The sequence below is a fragment of the Streptomyces saintjeani genome, assembly GCF_055409605.1.
In genome coordinates this window covers 9,142,503-9,160,755 of the sequence record NZ_CP189624.1, presented here as the reverse complement: position 1 = coordinate 9,160,755, position 18,253 = coordinate 9,142,503, and the positions used below count along the sequence as shown (strand labels likewise).

Here is an 18,253-nt window from a genome sequence, read left to right as displayed (position 1 = left end):
CCCTCCGGGGGCGGCGCGGGCTCGACCGGGCCGGTCGACGACATGGCCCGGAGTCGGGCGCTCGGTCGTGGTACGGCCGGTCAGAGCCTGCCGCCTCAGCATCGGGACCGTCCGGCACGCGCACCGCCGGTCACGGCTCGGCGAGTCCTGGCAGGGCCTCCGCCGAAGGCGATCCAGGCGCCGCGAGCTGCGGAATCCACCGGCTCGACCGGCGGCAACCAGCCCCTCAGGGTGGCACCGCCCGGGCCCCGATCACCGGCTCAAGAGCTCTGCGCCGACCTCAGGACGTCCCGTCCCCCGCCTCGGCCTGGTCCCGGAGGTAGTTGCTCACCTGGCGGGACAGCTCGCTCTCGCGCCCGGCGCAGGGGGCCGCGCCCACCCGCTCCTCGCAGAGGTCCAATCCGCCTGTCCACAACCGGCGTTCGGTCCATTCGTCGTCCACCCGGAGCTGGACCTGGATGTCGATGCGGTCCAGCGCGGACTCGGGGCCGGCCGCGTGCAGGACCGCCGTCACCCGGCGCAGGGGGTAGACGTCGAAGCCCTCCACGAACTGGGAGTTGCGCCAGTCGACGAAGGCGCTCTCGCTGTCGGGGCCGAGGCGGACGTCGATCTGGCCGTCCTCCAGGTGGACGCAGTACTTGGACTCGCCGCGGTTCTCGACGACCACGCGGAGCCTGAAGTACGTGAGGCCGTCGGCGGCGTCGTCGCGGCCTCGTGGGGGCTCCGCACGCTCCAGCCGGTTCACGCACAGGCGCAGACCGGAGTACGCCTCGTACTCCTGCCAGTCTCCGACCACGTTCGGCTCGTACACGGCCCACCTCCCGACGTCCACCGGCTGAGTCCTATCCGTGGCCCGAGTGCACTGTCAAATGAGCGGAATACCCCGTGGCCTGGGACATCGTCCCTTTTGATCGGTGATCAAGCCGTGCCCAGCGGAAATATCTGAACGCCCGAGGTGACACCTTGTGCAAACGTGCCGCACATCACGTCACCGGGCGAGCCTGCCGAGCAGCGCGGAGGACGCGGCGACACCGAGCGCGGCGGCGAGCGCGAGCACCCCGAAATCGACGGCGAGATGCGCCGGCGTACCGATCAGGAGACCGCGCAGCGCGTTCACTTCGTAACTGAGCGGGTTGAACGCGCTGACGGCCTGGAGCCAGCCGGGCATGACGGAGACGGGGTAGAGCGCGTTGGAGCCGAAGAACAGCGGCATGGTGATCGCCTGCCCGATCCCCATGAGCCGGTCGCGGCTCAGGACGATCCCGGCGATGGTCATGGACAGGCAGGAGAAGAACGCGGACCCGAGGACGACGACGGCGAGCACGCCGAGCAGCTTGAGCGGGTTCCAGGTGAGCGCGACCCCGAGCAGCGCGGCGATGACGATGACGACGACGGCCTGGATCACCGACTTCACGCCGGCGGCGAACGCCTTGCCGGTGATGAGCGCGGCGCGCGGCGTCGGCGTGACGAGGAGCTTGTTGAGGACGCCCGCGTCGCGCTCCCAGATGATCTGGATGCCGTAGAAGATCGCGATGAACATGGCGGACTGGGCGATGATCCCGGGCGCGAGGTAGTCGACGTACGGGATGCCCCCGGTGGGGATCGCGCGGATGCGGGTGAACGTCTGCCCGAAGATCAGCAGCCACAGCGCGGGTTGTACGGCGCGCGTGTACAACTCGGTCCGGTCGTGCCGGAGTTTCTGGAGTTCGACGACGCACATCGCGCCGACCCGCGCGGGCACGAGCCGCCAGCCGGCGCGCGGGGCGGGGGGTTTGACGAGGAGGGATATGTCAGCCGACGCGCTGAGCGGTACGGCGGGTGCTTCGGACATCTCGGAAGTCTCCTGAGTTCTCGTCGAGGGAGCCGCCTGCGACGTCGCGGAAGACGTCCTCCAGGCTGGGCAGCGCCTCGGTGGCCCGCCGGGCGGCGAGGCCCTCGCGCAGTTCCCCGGGCGTGCCGAGCGCGCGTACCCGGCCGTGGTGCATGAGGGCGACGCGGTCGCAGTAGTGGTCGGCCTCGTCCATGTAGTGGGTGGTGACGAGGACGGTCATCCCGGTGGCCTCGCGCACGGCGCCGATGTGCTCCCAGACGCCGGTGCGGGCGATGGGGTCGAGGCCGATGGTGGGTTCGTCGAGGATGAGCAGCCGGGGCGCGCTGACGAGTGCCTGGGCGAGTTCGAGTCGGCGCACCATGCCACCGGAGTACGTCCCGGCGAGCCGCCCGGCGGCGTCGGTGAGCCCGACGGCGGCCAGCGCCTGCCCGACCCGCTCGGCGCGTTCGCGGCGGGGTACGTCGAAGACGCGGGCGAACAGCGACACGTTCTCGCGCCCGGTGAGCCCGGCGTCGGCGGAGAGCTGCTGGGGGACGTAGCCGAGGAGGCGGCGTACGGCCATGCGGTCGTCGGCGGCGTCGTGCCCGAAGACGCGGACCATGCCGGCGGGGACCGGCAGCAGGGTGGTGAGGCAGCGGATGGCGGTGGTCTTGCCGGCGCCGTTGGGTCCGAGGAGGCCGAAGACCTCGCCCTCGGCGACGGTGAGGTCGAGGCCGTCGACGGCCCGGGTGTCCCCGAAGGCGTAGGCGAGGCCGGTACAGGTGACGGCGTCGGTCATGACGGGTCCTCCTCCGAGGGCTCTTCCTGCTGGAGCTGTACGGCGAGAGTCCGCAGCGCCGGCAGCGCCGCGCTGAGTGCCGCCCGGTCCGCCGCGTCGAGCCGGGCGACCTCCCGCCCGACGAGTTCCGCGCGCCGCTCCCGCCAGTCCCGCAGCCGGATCTCGGCGGCCTCGGTGAGCCTCAGACGCGCGGCGCGCCGGTCGGCGGGGTCGCTCTCGCGGATCAGGAACCCCTCCTGCACGAGCCGGTTGACGAGGGTGGAGACGGAGTTGCCCGCGAGGAGGAGTTCCTTCGCGGCCTCGGTGACGCCGATGCCGGGCCGGGCGGCGACGAGGCGCAGGAGTTCGGCCTCGCCGCCGCGCAGCCGGGGGACGGTGAGTCCGGCGCGCAGTCTGCGCCGCAGGAGCCGCTGGACTCCGGTGATCGCGTCGGCGAGTTCCTGCGGAAACGTCTCGTCGTCCATACGAACAGATTATCTCTTTAGCAGAGGTAACAGCCTCAAGGGTGAGTCAAGAGGCGGTCGGCGCTCCGTGCGCACGACACTGGACCTGCTCCCCCGACCGCCGTACCGGAGATCGTCATGAACCCACGTCCCGAGGTCGTCACCACCCGCTCCGTGTTCGGGGCGCCCTGCTGGGTCAGCCTCACCACCCGCGACCTGGCGGCCACCCAGGAGTTCTACGGAGCCGTGTTCGGCTGGGAGTGGCGCCAGGGCTCCCTGGGCGACCACTTCCGGGTCGCCTCGGCGGACGGCGTCCCGGTGGCCGGGGTCGCGGGGGTGGCGGCGATGTGGCAGATGGCGGTGGCGTGGACGCCGTACTTCGCGGTGCTCGGCGCGGACGAGGCGGTGGGCCGGGTCCGGGAGCGGGGCGGCACGGTCGCGGTGGGCCCGGTGTCGCTGCCGCCGGGCCGCGCGGCGCTGCTGGCCGACCGGGACGGCGCGGCGTTCGGCATCTGGGAGGGCGAGCTGTTCGGCGACTGGGACCTGTGGCGCCGCGCGGCGCCCGCACTGGTCCGCCTGCACACGCGGGACGCCTTCGCCTCGGCGATCTTCTACGGCGAGGTCCTGGACTGGGCGTCGGACCGGCCGGGGAGCTGCGAGGTCCATTACGAGGACGGCGAGGTCGTGCTGCGCAGCCGGGGCGCGGCGGTGGCCCGGATCGGCTCGGGCGCCCTGGAGGCGGCCCCCGATCCGACGGTACGGCCGCACTGGCAGGTCCATTTCCGGGCCTCCGACGTCGCCGCGTGCGCGCGGGCGGCCGAGGTGCACGGCGGGAGCGTCCTGACCAAGTCGGCGGAGCACGCCGTCCTGCGCGACCCGGACGGGGCCCAGTTCACCGTGGTGGAGCGCCAGGGCTAGACCAGGACCGCCCTCGGCAGGTCCAGGCTCGTGCGCAGGCTCGGGGCCGGGCGGACCGGGATCAGCGCGGCGTGGCGGCCGGTGCGGGCGCGGCGGCTGAACCAGATGACCTTGGCGCCGCCCGCCGTGGCGCAGCAGCCCCAGCCGTCGCTGGTGGCGGCGAGGCGGGTGAGGCAGGCGCGGAGGTCCTGGTCGGGGCGTAGGTCGGGGTCGTGCTCGGCGACGGCGGTGATGAGGTGGTGGCCGTTCCACCACATCTCGATCGCCGCGCGTTTGTCGAGGGCGTGCCGGTCGATGGCGTTGAGCAGCAGCTCGGCGCCTTCCCCGACGGGTTCCACCAGCGTCTCCAGGCCCCAGTGCCGCAGGTGTGCGGCGAGGATGCGCCGGACCTGTCCGGCACGTTCGGGGCTGACGTCGACGTCGAGGTGGTAGGTGCAGGGAGCGGCGGTCTCCATCGTCGTTGGCTCCTCACCGAGTCCGCTCCACGGAGCGTGACTGCCGTTCGCTTCCGCGTCACTTCCACGGTGGAGGCGTTGCTCCATTCGTGCAACACGAGCACCTCGCCTACCCGTGATCGTCCGGGTTATGCCACCTGAAAAGACCAGGTGAAAAGCAGGGGGAAAGCAGACGGAAAGCAGGGAGGAAACAGGGGGAAGAAGTGGTGCCGATGTCGTCGATCAGTGCTGTTTCCTTGTGCGTTCGAGGTCAAAAGCGCCGGTGACTGGGCTAGATTCGAGCACCCGCAGCCCGTACGTATCAGGAGCCAGTGCATGCGCGACGTCACGGTCGCTCCCCCACCCCTCTCACCCCTGACCGGAGGACTCGCCGACAGCGTCTTCGACGCCGCCCTGAGCACCCCCGGACGCGCGGTCCTGGCCCGGCGTTCGGCGACCGACCCCGAGGGGTGGGAGGAGGTGAGCGCCGTCCGGCTGCGGGACGAAGTGGTGGCGCTGGCGCGGGGGTTCGTCGCCTCGGGGATCTCGCCGGGCCACCGGGTCGCGGTGATGGCGCGCACCCGCTACGAGTGGACGGTGCTGAGCTACGCGCTGTGGACGGTGGGCGCGGAGATCGTGCCGGTGTACCCGACGTCGTCGCGGGACCAGGTGGAGTGGATCCTGCGGGACTCGGGCTGTGTCGGGGTGATCGTGGAGGACGAGGCGACCGTGATGACGGTCGGTTCGGTGTGCGCGGGGCTCGACTGGCTGCGCCACGTCTGGCAGTTGGACGCGGGCGCCCTCGAACAGCTCGCGGCGGCGGGCGAGTCGGTGCCGGTGACGACGGTGGAGTCGCTGCGCCGGATCGTGTTCCCGGACTCGACGGCGGCGGTCGTCTACACCTCCGGCACCTCGGGCCGTCCGCTGGGCTGCGCGCTGAGCCACGCGGGCCTCGCGAGCCCCTGCGACATGCTCCTCGCCGGGTGGGGGCACACGGTCGCGGCGCCGGACCAGCGTCCGGCCGTCCTCGCGTTCCTGCCGTTCTCGCACGTGTACGGGCTGATGATCCAGGGCCTGTGCATACGCGGCGGCCTCCTGATGGGGCACGAGCCGGACATGAGCGAGGCGGCGATCACGGCGGCGCTGCGCTCCTTCCGGCCGACGTACCTGTACGCGGTGCCGTCGGTGTTCGAGAAGATCTACAAGGGGTTCCTCCTGACCGCCCAGCAGAACGGCAGGGGCGGGCTGTTCGAGCGGGCGGCGCAGACCGCGCGGGAGTTCGCGGCGGCCGTGGAGCGCCAGCGCCTCGGGCGGGGTTCGGGTCCCGGCTTCGACCTGCGGATGCAGCACGCCGTCTTCGAGCGGACCGTCTACCGGAGACTGCGCGCCGCGCTCGGCGGCCGGGTCCGCCGCGCCACCTCCGGCGGCTCGACCCTGCACCGCGACCTGTCCCTGTTCTACGAGGGCATCGGCGTCTACGTCCACGACGGCTACGGCCTCACCGAGACCGGCGGCGGTATCACCATGCAGCCGCTGGGCCGCGAGAAGTCGGGCACGGTCGGCCAGGCGCTGCCCGGTACGGACGTCCGGGTCGCGGACGACGGGGAGATCCTGGTGCACGGCCCCTCGGTGTTCCAGGGGTACGTCGGCGACGAGCCGGCGACCCGGGCGGCGCTGCGCGGCGGCTGGCTGGCCACCGGCGACCTCGGGCACCTCGACTCGGACGGCTATCTGACGATCACCGGCCGCAAGAAGGACGTCATCGTCACGACCAGCGGCAAGAGCGTCTCACCGACGCTGCTCGAACAGCGGCTGCGGATGCACCCGTTGGTCCACCAGGCGGTCGTGGTCGGCGACAACCGGCCCTGTGTCGGCGCGCTCATCACCCTGGACCCGCAGTTCCTGGCGCACTGGCGGGCCCGGCTCGCCCTCCAGGGGGACGTGCCGAGCCGTGAGGCGCGCGAGGAGAACGCGCTGCGCGAGGAGATCGGCCGCGCCGTCGCCGCCGCGAACAGCGCCGTCTCCCGCTCCGAGTCGATCCGCGTGTTCCGGATCCTGCCGCGCGCCTTCGACCAGGCGGGCGGACTGCTGACGCCGTCGATGAAGCTGCGCCGGGACTCGATCGTCGAGCACTGGTCGGCGGAGATCGAGGCGATGTACCAGGCCCGCGCGCCGATCCCGCGCTACAGCCCGCCGGAGGCGCTGAGCTGGGACGACGCGGACGACGTGTTCCGGTGACGGTTACGCGGGCGCGGTGCCGTGCGGGGTGAGGCGCAGGTAGTACGCGCCGACGGTGCCCAGGTAGCCGGGGTCGCGCGTCTCGCTGTCGGTGCGGAAGCGCGGCGCGGCCTTCACCTCGTCGCGGGTGCACGTCAGCAGGACGCGCCGGCCCGTGTCGTCGATCCCGGCGACGGTGCCCGCCGGGACGACCGCGCTGCGGCCGAAGACCCACATGCCGGTCTCGACGACGAGGTGGCGCAGGCCCTGGGGTGCGGCCTCGCGCTCCACGCGGCCCACGGTGCCGTCGGTCGCGACGACGGTGTAGCCGGTCAGTGTCCGGCCCTCGGTACGGCCGGTCCGCGGCCCGTACGTCCAGATTCTCTCGCTGGTCAACACGGCTCCCTCCCTTTCACCCCGTGGACGGCCGCCCACCGCCGTCCGTACAGCTCCCCCATACCCGCCCGGAGCCGCCCTGACGCCGCAGGGGCGCGTGCCGTACGGCACGCATGGAACCGTGTGACAGGGGTATTGCAATGTGACTATCGGGCCGGGGTCGTCACCTTGCCTCACCCGGCTGGCGCGAGCGCTCCCGGCACGGTGGGATCGGTGTGGTGCCGTAGAAAGGGAGGTCGACGTGGATCGACCCAAGATCCTGGTGGTCGGTGCGGGTTTCGCGGGCGTGGGATGCGTCCGGCGGCTGGAGCGGGGGCTGTCCCCCGGCGAGGCGGACATCACCCTGGTGACGCCGTTCGCCTACCAGCTGTACCTGCCCCTGCTGCCGCAGGTGGCGTCGGGGGTGCTCACCCCGCAGTCGATCGCCGTGTCGCTGCGCCGCAGCAGCAAGTACCGGACCCGGATCATCCCGGGCGGCGCGATCGGCGTCGACCTCAGGTCCAAGGTGTGCGTGGTCCGCACGATCACCGGGGAGCTGGTGAACGAGCCGTACGACTACCTCGTCCTCGCGCCCGGCAGTGTGACCCGCACGTTCGACATCCCCGGCCTCACCGATCACGCGATCGGCATGAAGACGCTCTCCGAGGCCGCGTACGTCCGTGACCACGTGATCGCTCAGCTCGATCTGGCCGACGCCAGCGACGACCCCGCCGAGCGGGCCTCCCGGCTCCAGTTCGTGGTCGTCGGCGGCGGGTACGCGGGGACCGAGACGGCGGCCTGTCTCCAGCTGCTGACCCGTAACGCCGTCAAGCGGTATCCGCGCCTCGATCCGGGGCTCATCAAGTGGCATCTCATCGACATCGCGCCCAAGCTGATGCCGGAACTCGGCGACCGGCTCGGGTCCAGCGCGCAGGAGGTGCTGCGCAAGCGGGGCGTCGAGATCTCGCTCGGCGTGTCCATCGAGAAGGCCGGCGCCGAGGAGGTCACCTTCACGGACGGCCGGGTGATCCCGACGCGCACGCTAATCTGGACCGCCGGGGTCGCCGCGAGCCCCCTCATCGGGACGCTCGGCGCGGAGACGGTGCGCGGACGGCTCGCCGTGACGCCTCAGATGTCGCTCCCCGGGCACGACGGGGTCTTCGCCCTCGGCGACGCGGCGGCCGTGCCCGACCTGGCCAAGGGCGAGGACGGCGCGATCTGCCCGCCGACGGCGCAGCACGCGATGCGGCAGGGCAAGGTCGTCGCGGACAACGTCATCGCCACGCTGCGGGGGCTGCCGTCGAAACCGTACAAGCACAAGGACCTCGGCCTGGTCGTCGACCTCGGCGGCACGGACGCGGTATCCAAGCCGATGGGGATCGAACTCCGGGGCATCCCCGCGCAGGCGGTCGCGCGCGGCTACCACTGGTCGGCGCTGCGCACGAACGTCGCGAAGGTCCGCGTCCTCACGAACTGGACCCTCAACGCCGTCGCGGGCGACGATTTCGTCCGCACGGGCTTCCAGTACCGCAGGCCGGCGCGGATGAGCGACTTCGAGTACACGGACACGTACCTGACGGCGGAGCAGGTCGCGGAGCAGATCAAGGGGAGGTGAGCGGCGGGTGGGGGGCGTCCGGCCTGCGAGATTCGCCCCTGTCCCCCACCCCGCCTCCCACCCGCCCCGCATAAAGTACGCCGCGTGAACACAGTGGTCAGGCGGGTGTGGGACAGGGTCTCGGCCTCCGATCCGGGGCTGTTGCGGCTCGCGGCGGGGCTGCGGACGACCGGGGCGATCGCGCTGACGCTCGCGGTGCTGGCGCCGTTCGGGGTGGGCGTGTCGCATCTCGTCGCGGGGGCGATCACCGCGATGGTCGCGACGTTCGCGATCCAGGAGAAGCGGCGCGGCCCGCAGGGGGTGACGCTGGCGCTGGGCCTGCCGGTGGCCGCCGCGTCGGTCGCGCTGGCGACGCTGCTGCACTCGCTGGTGGTCGTCGGGGACGTCTTCTTCGTCGTGCTGATCTTCGGCGCGGTGTACGGCAGGAGGTTCGGCGACCGGGGGCACGCGCTCGGCATGATCGCGTTCCAGACCCACTTCGTCGCCCTGTTCGTCGGCGTGCGCGCCGGAAGCCTCCCCGGCTTCCTCGGCACCGTCGCCGTGGCCTTCGCGTGCGGCGCGGTCGCGCGGTTCGTCCTCGTCCCCCAGACCTCGCCCGGCATCTTCCACCGTCTGCGCCGAGCGTTCCGCGCCCGCCTCGCGCAGCTCCTGGACGCGCAGCTGGAGCTGCTCGACGCCGGTCCCGAGGACGTCGAGAAGGCACTGGAGCACCTGCGGGAGCGCACCGCGCGCCTGCACGAGTCGGCGCTGATGATCCAGAGCCGCCTGGAGGAGGGCACCCCGGACGAGGCGTCGGCCCGCCTGGTCCAGCGCCGGATCGCGGACGCCGAGATCACCGCCGAGCGCCTCGGTCTGCTCCTGCTGACCGCCCGCAGCGCCGAACGCGCGGACACGCTCACCCTCCACCTCCCCGGCGCCCCCGTCCCCGAGGGCGGCAAGCTCCTGGTCCGCGACGCCGCGCGGGACACCCTGCGCCGGGACCTCTCCGCGCTGCGCCTGCTCGTGCGTGAACCGGAGGCGGCCGGCACCTCACGGTCGTACCTGCGCAACCGCCTCCTCGGCTACCGCGACGAGGAGAACCTCCCCGCCGGGCCACCGGCCGTGCAGGACGTCTTCCGGGGCATAGGGGAGGCGGCGCGCGCGGTCCTGGGCCTGCGGATCGTGCTGGACGGCCCGCAGGACGACGCCGACGACACCCCGGAGACAGCGCGCTCCCGGGAGGAGCTGGACGCGGAGGACGCGGCGCTGGAGGCCGAGGAGGAGCCGGAGGAGACGGGCCTCGCCCGGCCGACGACCCGCGCGGCGCTCCAGGTCGCCGTGGGCTCGTCGCTGGCGATCGTGGGCGGCGAGTTCCTGTCCTCGCAGCGCTGGTACTGGGCCGTCCTGACCTGCTGGATCGTCTTCCTCAACACGGCGTCGACCGGCGAGATCCTCGTCAAGGGATACCGGCGCCTGCTCGGCACGGTCCTCGGCGTGGCCGCCGGACTCGTCCTCGCGGGGCTGGTCGGCCGGCACACGTGGACGGCGTTCGCGCTGGTCCTGCTCTGTGTGTTCGCGATGTTCTACACCGCGCCCCTGTCGTACACGCTGATGTCGTTCTTCGTGACGGCCGCGCTCGGCGTCCTGTACACGCTGCTGCACACCTACAGCCTCTCGGTGCTGGTCCTGCGCGTCGAGGAGACGGCGCTCGGCGCGGCCTGCGGGGTGATAGCGGCGGCGCTGGTGCTGCCGGTGCACACGGACCGGCGTACCAACGAACTCCTCGAATCCGTCCTGGAGCACCTCGCGGACGTCACCTCCGGCGCCCTGGACCAGCTCAGCGGCGCGCGGGCGGACGACCTGCTGGAGCGGGCCCGCGAGCTCGACCAGGCGCTCGCCGACCTGCTGGCCGCGACGCAGCCCCTGACGCACCCGGTGTCGCCGCTGCGCAGCCGCAAGAACACGGCGCGGTACGTCGTGGCGCTGCTGGAGACGTGCGCGTACCACGCGCGCTCGCTGGCGGCGACGGCCGAGCTGCTGCCGACGCACCCGTCCATCGCCGCCGATCCCCGGCTGCGGGGAGCGGGTGAGCGGATCGTGGCCAACATCGGGGCGGTCGCCGCGCACGTCCGGGGCGAGGGCGCGGCCGTCCGTACGGGGGCGAGCATCGCGTCGCTGCTGCGGCCGGGGCGGTACGGCACGCCCCGGTACGGGCGGGTCACCGACCGCGTGCTGCGTCATCTCCAGCGGCTCGACGAGGCCGTCGTGGGGCTCGCGCGTCCGCTGGGGGCGCCGGTGAAGGCCGAGTCGGGGGACCTGGCGGCCTGAGCGGACCGGTGAACTTCCTTTGAGATCAACCCACTTGGGCGGTTTTCGGGAAGGGTGAAAGTGAAACAGGTCACTCAACCCGCTTGAGACTACGCGAAATCTCCCTCGATGGTTTACGGTTCATTCATACGGGGTGCACGGAGTCGAGCACCGCTCCTCCGGACATCACCGTGTGACAGCCCTGGCTGGCTTCCCCCGTCCAGCCAGGGCTTTCCCCTTTTTCTTCACACCCTCCGAGGTGCCCCCGCCACCCGGACACGCTCCAATGGACGCAGGCAAACCCCGAGAACCCTCGCGCCAAGGAGCCCCGCGCCATGACCAGAGCGACCAAACTCCTGACCGCCCTCGCCCCGCCCCAGCGCGAACACCTGCTCGCCCTCGCCGAGGAGGTCGCCTTCCCCGAGGACACCCGCATCTTCGAGGCCGGCGGCCCGGCCGACCGCTTCTGGGTCATCCGCTCGGGCGCGGTGAGCCTCGACCAGCAGGTCACGTCCCAGCAGCGCGTCACGGTCGCGAGCCTCGGCTCCGGCGACCTCCTGGGCTGGTCCTGGCTGTTCCCCCCGTACGAGTGGGACTTCGGCGCGGAGGCGTTCAGCCCGGTGAGGGCGTACGAGTTCGAGGCGGAACCGGTGTTGCGCCTGTGCGAGGAGGACCCGGCGCTGGGTCTGCCGCTGGTGAGGCTGGTGGCGGAGATCTTGGCGCACAGGTTGGAGATGACGAGGGGGAGATTGCTGGAGGCGCACAGGAGGGGGACGTTGTAAGTCAGATGCGATACCTCCTCAGCGCAGGAACAGCCGCAGCGATCCCCAGCATCACCACCACGACCAACACCCCACCCCCCGCAACAGCCGCCCTCGGCCCGAACGCGGCCCCAGCCGTCCCGTGCAGCACATCCGCGAGCCGAGGCCCTCCAGCGACCACCACCGTGAACACCCCCTGCATCCGCCCCCGCATCTCGTCGGTGGCGGCGGACAGCAAGATCGCCCCGCGAAACACCATCGACACCATGTCCGCGACCCCGGCGACGATCAAGAACGCCACCGAGAACCACAGGTTGAGACTGACCCCCACCAGAGCGATAGCGGCCCCCCAGGCGACCACCGCCCCGATCACCATCACACCGTGCCGCCGAATCCGGGAGAACGTCCCGGAGAACAGCCCGCCCAGCACAGCCCCGACGGGAATCGCCGCGAAGAGCAGCCCCAACGCGAGCCCTTCCCCGTACGACGCGTACGTCTCGGCCGCGAGCTGCGGAAACAGCGCCCGAGGCATCCCGAACACCATGGCGATGACATCGGCCAGGAACGACAACAACAGCACCTTGTGCCGGGAGATGTACCGAAACCCCTCGACGATCTCCCGCACCCCGGCCCGCCGGCTCCCCCTCCCACCGAGCGGCGGCAACGCGGGCAGCCGATAAACGGCCCACACGGTCACACACAAAGCGACGGCGTCGATCAGATACAGCTCGGGCAGCCCCACCACAGGAATCAACGCCCCCGCCAGCAAGGGCCCGGCGACAAGCCCGGTCTGCATGACGGTCGACCCCAGCGCATTGGCCGCGGCCAGCTCCTCCGCAGGCACGAGCCGAGCGATGGACGCGTTACGCGCAGGCGAATTCAGCCCGAAGAACGCCTGCTGCACAGCGAGCAGCGCCATCAGCACCCCGACGGAATCCGCCCCGGAGAACGCCTGCACCCAGAACAACAACGAGGTGACGGCGATCCCGGAGTTCGTGACGAGCAACAGCTTGCGCCGGTCCATCGCATCGGCGACGGCCCCACCCCACAACGCGAACACCACCATCGGCACGAGCCCCGCCAGGCTCGCGTACCCCACCCACGCCGACGACCCGGTGATGTCGTACACCTGCTTCGGCACGGCGACAGCCGTCAGCTGACTCCCCACGGCCGTGACGATCGTCGACGACCACAGCCGCCGGTACGCGGGCCGGCGCAACGGCCGCGTGTCCATCGCGAACCGCCGCCACCCCTTGCGCACCGGCGCGGGTTCCGAGACCGCCGCGCTGTCCTCACTCGTGTCCACACGCACCTGCTTGCCGGTTACACGGATCGCTGCCGGGAACACCGTACGGCCATCAGCTCCCGGCGATCAGCGTGACCCCCAGCACGATCATCGTCACGGCGACGACCCCGTCCAGCACCCGCCAGGCGGACGGCCGCGTCAGGAACCGCCCCAGCAGCCGCGCCCCGAACCCGAGCCCGGCGAACCAGCACAGGCTCGCGGTCGCGGCACCGAGCCCGAAGACCCACCGCAGGGACCCCCGGTCGGCGGCGACGGACCCGAGCAGGAACACGGTGTCGAGGTAGACGTGGGGGTTGAGCCAGGTCAGCGCGAGACAGGTGAGCACCGCGCGTTTCACCGACCCGGCGGCCTCGCCCTCGGCCACCAGCGCCCCCTGCGGCCGGACCACGCGCCGCGCGGCGAGCGCGCCGTAGCAGAGCAGGAACGCGCCCCCGATCCACCCGACGGCGGTCACCACCCCGGGCCAGGCCACGACCAGCGCCCCCACTCCCCCGACGCCGAGGGCGATGAGCGCGGCGTCGGAGAGCGCGCAGATCGCGACGACGGGGAGGACGGCGGCGCGGCGGACGCCCTGACGCAGGACGAACGCGTTCTGGGCGCCGATGGCGACGATCAGCGACAGACCGGTTCCGAAACCGGCCGCGGCGGCGGTGAGTGCTTGAGGCATGACGTCCACGCTACGAAGCGGATCACCGCGCGTACAGCTAAAGATTCTTACGTATCATCAGCGTTCGTGATGACGGACCTCCCCCTGGACCAGGTACGCACGCTCCTCGCGGTCGTCGACGAGGGCACGTTCGACGCGGCGGCCTCGGCCCTGCACCTGACGCCGTCGGCGGTGAGCCAGCGCGTGAAGGCGCTGGAGCAGCGGACGGGGCGCGTCCTGCTGCTGCGCACCAAGCCGGTACGGCCGACGGAGTCCGGGGAGATCGTCGTACGGTTCGCGCGCCAGCTCGCCCGGCTGGAACGCGACACGCGGTCCGAGCTGGGGATGAGCGGCGAGGGGGAGGCGACGCGGGTGTCGGTCGCGGTGAACTCCGACTCCCTGGCGACCTGGTTCCTGCCCGCGCTCCAGGAGGTCCCGCAGGACCCGCCCCTCAGCTTCGAACTGCACCGCGAGGACGAGACGCGTACGGCACAGCTCCTGCGCGAGGGGCTGGTGATGGCGGCGGTGACGGCCTCGCCGGAGCCGGTCACGGGCTGCTCGGTCCGCCCCTTGGGGACGATGCGCTACCTCGCCTGCGCCCACCCCGGCTTCGCGGCCCGCCATCTCGCCGGCCCGCTGCCCGAGGCGCTGTCCCGGGCCCCCGTCGTGGTGTTCGACCGGCGTGACGGCCTCCAGGACACGTTCGTCCGGATGCTGGGCGCGGGTGGCGCGGGCCGCGTCCGGCACGCCGTACCCGCCTCGGAGGGGTTCCGGGACGCGGTGGTCGCCGGGCTCGGCTGGGGGATGCTCCCGGAGGTGCATGCCCGGCCGCTGGTCCGGGAGGGCGAGTTGGTCTCGCTCGCCCCGGACCGGCCGCTGGATCTGCCGCTGTTCTGGCAGCAGTGGAAACTCGACTCCCCCGCCCTCGCCACCGTCGCCGAAGCCGTCACCGCTACCGCCCGCGCGTTCCTGCGCTGAGCCGCGCCTGCGCGCTGTCCAGCAGCATCTCCAGCGCCGTCGGATAGGCGCTGGTCACCATGCGCGTCGTGAGGAGCGGCGCCGCCTCGGCGATCCGGGGGTGCGTGCTCGCCGGCAGGCGCGCGTACGTGGACTGCCACTTGGCGTCGTCGGCCCGCTGGGAGGCGCGCGGCAGGGCGAGGGACGCCGCGTCGAGCGCCGCGAACGCGAGGGTCTGGTCGATGAACGCGTGGTAGATCCGCACGGTCTCGGCCAGCGGGAACCCGGCCCGCCGCAGGACGTCCAGCACGGCCTCGTCGGCGGCGAGTTCGTTCGCGCGCCCCGTCACGCGGCTGGCCGTGAGCTGCGCGGCCTGGGGGTGGGCGACGTACGCCTCGTAGATCCGCAGCCCCACCGCGTGCAGGTCGGCGCGCCACTGACCGGTGGGACGCCAGCCGTGCAGGGCCTGGCCGATGAGGGCGTCGCCGATCGCGAGCGTCAGGTCGTCCATGCCCCGGAAGTACCGGTACAGGGCGCTGGGGTCGCAGTCGAGGGCGAGGCCGAGGCGGCGGGCGGTGAGGCCGGTGCTGCCGTGTTCGCGCAGCAGCCGCAGCGCCGTACCGACGATGAGTTCCTCGGAGAGGAGCGTGCCGCTCTTGGTGCGGCGCCGGCGCCGGCGCTTCTCCTCGGGGACGACCTGTTTGGCCACGGAGCCTCCTTATGCCAACGCCATTGACCTTACGGCACCCCGGCGCGTTGGATCCTCGGCAAGGCGCGCGCACCCCTGTAGCGACATAGCGACAACAGAGGAGCCTTGTCATGCGTGTACTGCTCGTGGGAGCCGGTGGCGTGGGTACCGCCATCACCCGGATCGCGGCCCGGCGACCGTTCTTCGAGGCGATGGTGGTCGCCGACTACGACCCCGCCCGTGCGGCGGCGGCCGTGGCGGCGCTCGACGGCGACGGCCGTTTCACGGCGGCGTCCGTCGACGCCTCCGACCAGACGGCCGTCCGTGACCTGCTGGTCCGGCACGGCTGCGACGTCCTGCTCAACGCGACCGACCCGCGTTTCGTCCTGCCCCTGTTCGAGGCGGCGCACGCGACGGGCGCCACCTATGTCGACATGGCGATGTCCCTGTCCCGCCCGCATCCGGACCGGCCGTACGAGGAGTGCGGCGTCAAGCTCGGCGACGCGCAGTTCGCGCGGGCCGGCCGGTGGACGGACTCGGGGACGCTCGCGCTCGTCGGCATGGGCGTGGAGCCCGGCCTCTCGGACGTCTTCGCCCGGTACGCGGCCGACGAACTCTTCGACGAGATCGAGGAGATCGGCATCCGCGACGGCGCGAACCTGACCGTCGAAGGGCTGGACTTCGCGCCGTCCTTCAACATCTGGACGACGATCGAGGAGTGCCTGAACCCGCCGGTGGTCTACGAGGCCGACCGGGGCTGGTACACCACCGCGCCGTTCAGCGAGCCCGAGGTGTTCGACTTCCCGGAGGGCATCGGCGAGGTCGAGTGCGTGAACGTCGAGCACGAGGAGGTGCTCCTCGTGCCGCGCTGGGTGGACGCCCGCAGGGTGACGTTCAAGTACGGGCTCGGCAAGGAGTTCGTCGACACCCTCAAGACGCTGCACCGCCTGGAGCTGGACCGCACGGCCCCGGTGACCGTGCCGACCGCCGGCGGCCCGGTCGCCGTCTCGCCCCGGGACGTCGTCGCCGCCTGCCTGCCCGACCCGGCCTCCCTCGGGGAGCGGATGCGGGGCAAGACGTGCGCGGGTACGTGGGTGCGCGGCACGAAGGACGGCTCACCGCGCGAGGTGTACCTCTACCACGTCGTCGACAACGAGTGGTCGATGGCCGAGTACGGCAGTCAGGCGGTCGTCTGGCAGACGGCGGTGAACCCGGTCGTCGCACTCGAACTCCTCGCGTCCGGCGCCTGGTCGGGGACGGGGGTCCTGGGCCCGGAGGCGTTCCCGGCGAGGCCGTACCTGGACCTGCTGACGGAGTACGGCTCGCCGTGGGGGCTGCGGGAGCAGTGAGCGGCTGCGCTCTGGAGGGCGCGGGCCGGGCGGTGACGCGGGTGGCCCGTGGGGTGCGGCTACCGCGCCCCGCCGCATCCGGTGAGCAGCGGGGCCCGGGGCCGCGAGGGTCCCGGAAGCTTCTAGGAGAGCTTCGGCTTGCCCGCCGTGTACAGCCAGGTGCGGAAGAGCGGCGCGAGGTTCTTGCCCGACGTCCGCTCGGCGAGCTTCTGGAACTGGGCGGTGGTGCCGTGCCCGTCGCGGTGCTCGGTGGCCCAGGCGCGCAGGATGCGGAAGAAGGCACGGTCCCCGACGGCCTTGCGCAGGACGTGCAGGCTCATCGCGCCGCGCGCGTACACGGGCTGGCCGAAGATGTTCGCCCCGCTGCCGGGGTTGCCCGGCGGGAACTTCCACAGTCCGTCGCCCGCGGGCCGCGCGTACAGCGCGTCGAACGCCTTCTGCGCGCTGTCCCCGCCGTGCTGCTCGTCGTACAGCCACTCCGCGTAGGTCGCGAAGCCCTCGTTGAGCCAGATGTCCTTCCACGAGGTCAGCGACACGGAGTCGCCGAACCACTGGTGGGCGCTCTCGTGGACGAGGACGGAGAGGTCCGGCGCGCGGTCGTACACGGGGCGAGTCTGGGTCTCCAGCGCGTAGCCGACCTGCGGCGCGTGGTCGACGATCGATCCGGCGGCGCGGAACGGGTACGGCCCGAAGAGCTTGCTCTCCCACTCCAGGACGGACGGCAGCTTCTTGAGGACCGGGTCGGCCGCGTTCGCCTCGCGCGGGTCGACGGCGTCGTACACCTTGAGGCCGCTCTTCGTCGTGTACTGGCGGACCTTGAAGGTGCCGACGGTCGCGGTGGCGAGGTAGGCGGCCATGGGTTCGCGCTGCTGCCAGCGGAAGGTGGTGCGGCCGTTCTTCGTCCACTGGCCGAGGAGACTTCCGTTGGCGACGGCCGTGCGCCCCTTGGGGACGGTGATCGTGAAGTCGTACGACGCCTTGTCGAGCGGGTGGTTGTTCGCCGGGAACCAGGTCATCGCGCCCTGCGGCTCCCCGGCGACGAACGCGCCGTCGTCGGTGGGGATCCAGCCGTCGAGCGAGCCGTCCGGGTCGGTGACCGGGGCGGGGGTGCCCTGGTAGGTGACGGTGACGCGGAAGAGCTGCCCCTTGCGCAGGGGGCGGTTCGGGGTGACGACGAGTTCCTGGCCGGAGCGGCGGTAGGAGGCGGCGCGGTGATCGAGCGTCAGGCCGGTGATCTTCGGGCCGGTGAAGTCGAGGTCGAAGCGGGTGAGGTCCTGGGTGGCGCGCGCGGTGAGCACGGCCTTCCCGTCGAGGTGCTTCTTCCCGGGGTCGTAACCGAGCGTCAGGTCGTAGTGGGAGACGTGGTAGCCGCCGTTACCGGCGAGCGGGAAGTACGGGTCGCCGGCGCCCGCGTTCCCGACGGGGCCCGCCGCCGCGGGGCTCGCGGCGACGAGTACGGCGGTGAGGGCGACGGGTACGGCGAGAGCGGAACGTCTTGGGGGCACGGGCGCTCCTCGGTGAGGGGTGGTCCCCTGGTGACAGGGGATCAGGGAGGTGATCAAACGCCCTTCAGATTAGATAACCGGCACCCCGTATTCGTCCCCCATTCAGGTCAAACCACGGAGCGTCACGCCTCGTCAGCGCCCTAG

The 18,253-nt window shown here is 72.1% G+C and carries 17 protein-coding genes; 7 read left to right on the top strand and 10 right to left on the bottom strand.

The window, feature by feature from the left end; translation table 11 throughout:
• Positions 1-280 precede the first annotated feature (280 nt).
• The 4 genes from ACQCO7_RS41090 to ACQCO7_RS41075 all read right to left on the bottom strand — a co-directional run bounded on the left by ACQCO7_RS41090 (position 281) and on the right by ACQCO7_RS41075 (position 3,073).
• Positions 281-811 carry a hypothetical protein gene (locus tag ACQCO7_RS41090; protein ID WP_464076612.1) on the bottom strand — a complete coding sequence of 177 codons (531 nt, stop codon included), beginning with the start codon at positions 809-811 and terminating at the stop codon, positions 281-283.
• Positions 812-988: 177 nt separating this feature from the next.
• Positions 989-1,831: an ABC transporter permease gene (locus ACQCO7_RS41085; RefSeq protein ID WP_464076611.1), complete on the bottom strand. Its 843-nt coding sequence runs from the start codon at positions 1,829-1,831 to the stop codon at positions 989-991.
• The gene (locus ACQCO7_RS41080; protein WP_464076610.1) at positions 1,791-2,609 is read right to left on the bottom strand and encodes an ABC transporter ATP-binding protein; all 819 of its coding nucleotides are present in this window, start codon (positions 2,607-2,609) and stop codon (positions 1,791-1,793) included. Before ACQCO7_RS41080 ends, ACQCO7_RS41085 begins: the two co-directional genes overlap by 41 nt.
• Positions 2,606-3,073, bottom strand: coding sequence for a MarR family winged helix-turn-helix transcriptional regulator (locus ACQCO7_RS41075; protein ID WP_464076609.1), 468 nt, complete (start codon positions 3,071-3,073; stop codon positions 2,606-2,608). Before ACQCO7_RS41075 ends, ACQCO7_RS41080 begins: the two co-directional genes overlap by 4 nt.
• Before the next feature lie 117 nt (positions 3,074-3,190).
• On the opposite strand from ACQCO7_RS41075, the gene ACQCO7_RS41070 reads away from it, so the two are divergent.
• Complete coding sequence (locus ACQCO7_RS41070) at positions 3,191-3,970, top strand: VOC family protein (protein WP_464076608.1); 780 nt, start codon at positions 3,191-3,193, stop codon at positions 3,968-3,970.
• Here the strand turns inward: ACQCO7_RS41070 and ACQCO7_RS41065 are convergent.
• A complete protein-coding gene (locus ACQCO7_RS41065) occupies positions 3,967-4,425 on the bottom strand; it encodes a pep a2 (protein WP_464076607.1) in 459 nt (152 codons plus the stop codon). The two genes, ACQCO7_RS41070 and ACQCO7_RS41065, sit on opposite strands and share 4 nt — an antisense overlap.
• Positions 4,426-4,740: 315 nt before the next feature.
• Between ACQCO7_RS41065 and ACQCO7_RS41060 the strand changes: the two genes are divergently transcribed.
• Positions 4,741-6,642, top strand: coding sequence for an AMP-dependent synthetase/ligase (locus ACQCO7_RS41060; RefSeq protein WP_464076606.1), 1,902 nt, complete (start codon positions 4,741-4,743; stop codon positions 6,640-6,642).
• 3 nt (positions 6,643-6,645) lie between these two features.
• Here ACQCO7_RS41060 and ACQCO7_RS41055 read toward each other — a convergent pair whose 3' ends face one another.
• On the bottom strand, positions 6,646-7,017 hold the full coding sequence (locus tag ACQCO7_RS41055; protein ID WP_464076605.1) for a PRC-barrel domain containing protein: 372 nt from the start codon (positions 7,015-7,017) through the stop codon (positions 6,646-6,648).
• A 241-nt stretch (positions 7,018-7,258) separates the two neighbouring features.
• Between ACQCO7_RS41055 and ACQCO7_RS41050 the strand changes: the two genes are divergently transcribed.
• From ACQCO7_RS41050 to ACQCO7_RS41040, 3 genes are all read left to right on the top strand, one after another.
• The gene (locus tag ACQCO7_RS41050; RefSeq protein WP_464076604.1) at positions 7,259-8,611 is read left to right on the top strand and encodes an NAD(P)/FAD-dependent oxidoreductase; all 1,353 of its coding nucleotides are present in this window, start codon (positions 7,259-7,261) and stop codon (positions 8,609-8,611) included.
• Between the two features lie 93 nt (positions 8,612-8,704).
• Positions 8,705-10,918: an FUSC family protein gene (locus ACQCO7_RS41045; protein WP_464077421.1), complete on the top strand. Its 2,214-nt coding sequence runs from the start codon at positions 8,705-8,707 to the stop codon at positions 10,916-10,918.
• Between the two features lie 314 nt (positions 10,919-11,232).
• Positions 11,233-11,679, top strand: a complete 447-nt coding sequence (locus tag ACQCO7_RS41040; protein WP_464076603.1) for a cyclic nucleotide-binding domain-containing protein — start codon at positions 11,233-11,235, stop codon at positions 11,677-11,679.
• Position 11,680: 1 nt separating this feature from the next.
• On the opposite strand, the gene ACQCO7_RS41035 is transcribed toward ACQCO7_RS41040, so the two are convergent.
• Together ACQCO7_RS41035 and ACQCO7_RS41030 are read right to left on the bottom strand one after the other, a co-directional pair.
• Positions 11,681-12,964 carry an MFS transporter gene (locus tag ACQCO7_RS41035; RefSeq protein WP_464076602.1) on the bottom strand — a complete coding sequence of 428 codons (1,284 nt, stop codon included), beginning with the start codon at positions 12,962-12,964 and terminating at the stop codon, positions 11,681-11,683.
• Between the two features lie 52 nt (positions 12,965-13,016).
• Positions 13,017-13,631: a LysE/ArgO family amino acid transporter gene (locus ACQCO7_RS41030; protein ID WP_464076601.1), complete on the bottom strand. Its 615-nt coding sequence runs from the start codon at positions 13,629-13,631 to the stop codon at positions 13,017-13,019.
• 69 nt (positions 13,632-13,700) lie between these two features.
• Between ACQCO7_RS41030 and ACQCO7_RS41025 the strand changes: the two genes are divergently transcribed.
• Positions 13,701-14,588, top strand: a complete 888-nt coding sequence (locus tag ACQCO7_RS41025) for a LysR family transcriptional regulator ArgP (protein WP_464077420.1) — start codon at positions 13,701-13,703, stop codon at positions 14,586-14,588.
• On the opposite strand, the gene ACQCO7_RS41020 is transcribed toward ACQCO7_RS41025, so the two are convergent.
• A complete protein-coding gene (locus ACQCO7_RS41020; protein WP_464076600.1) occupies positions 14,563-15,276 on the bottom strand; it encodes a TetR/AcrR family transcriptional regulator in 714 nt (237 codons plus the stop codon). The genes ACQCO7_RS41025 and ACQCO7_RS41020 overlap by 26 nt on opposite strands.
• A 110-nt stretch (positions 15,277-15,386) precedes the next feature.
• Between ACQCO7_RS41020 and ACQCO7_RS41015 the strand changes: the two genes are divergently transcribed.
• Positions 15,387-16,604 carry a saccharopine dehydrogenase family protein gene (locus ACQCO7_RS41015; RefSeq protein WP_464076599.1) on the top strand — a complete coding sequence of 406 codons (1,218 nt, stop codon included), beginning with the start codon at positions 15,387-15,389 and terminating at the stop codon, positions 16,602-16,604.
• Positions 16,605-16,726: 122 nt separating this feature from the next.
• On the opposite strand, the gene ACQCO7_RS41010 is transcribed toward ACQCO7_RS41015, so the two are convergent.
• Positions 16,727-18,109 (bottom strand): M1 family metallopeptidase, encoded by a 1,383-nt coding sequence (locus ACQCO7_RS41010; RefSeq protein WP_464076598.1) that lies wholly within the window; start codon positions 18,107-18,109, stop codon positions 16,727-16,729.
• Between the last annotated feature and the right edge of the window lie 144 nt (positions 18,110-18,253).

Bases quoted from the DNA above. Each gene is read 5' to 3' on its own strand.
- ACQCO7_RS41085 (WP_464076611.1), bottom strand. From the start codon at position 1,831: ATGTCCGAAGCACCCGCCGTACCGCTCAGCGCGTCGGCTGACATATCC.
- ACQCO7_RS41080 (WP_464076610.1), bottom strand. From the start codon at position 2,609: ATGACCGACGCCGTCACCTGTACCGGCCTCGCCTACGCCTTCGGGGAC.
- ACQCO7_RS41075 (WP_464076609.1), bottom strand. From the start codon at position 3,073: ATGGACGACGAGACGTTTCCGCAGGAACTCGCCGACGCGATCACCGGA.
- ACQCO7_RS41070 (WP_464076608.1), top strand. From the start codon at position 3,191: ATGAACCCACGTCCCGAGGTCGTCACCACCCGCTCCGTGTTCGGGGCG.
- ACQCO7_RS41065 (WP_464076607.1), bottom strand. From the start codon at position 4,425: ATGGAGACCGCCGCTCCCTGCACCTACCACCTCGACGTCGACGTCAGC.
- ACQCO7_RS41060 (WP_464076606.1), top strand. From the start codon at position 4,741: ATGCGCGACGTCACGGTCGCTCCCCCACCCCTCTCACCCCTGACCGGA.
- ACQCO7_RS41040 (WP_464076603.1), top strand. From the start codon at position 11,233: ATGACCAGAGCGACCAAACTCCTGACCGCCCTCGCCCCGCCCCAGCGC.
- ACQCO7_RS41030 (WP_464076601.1), bottom strand. From the start codon at position 13,631: ATGCCTCAAGCACTCACCGCCGCCGCGGCCGGTTTCGGAACCGGTCTG.
- ACQCO7_RS41025 (WP_464077420.1), top strand. From the start codon at position 13,701: ATGACGGACCTCCCCCTGGACCAGGTACGCACGCTCCTCGCGGTCGTC.
- ACQCO7_RS41015 (WP_464076599.1), top strand. From the start codon at position 15,387: ATGCGTGTACTGCTCGTGGGAGCCGGTGGCGTGGGTACCGCCATCACC.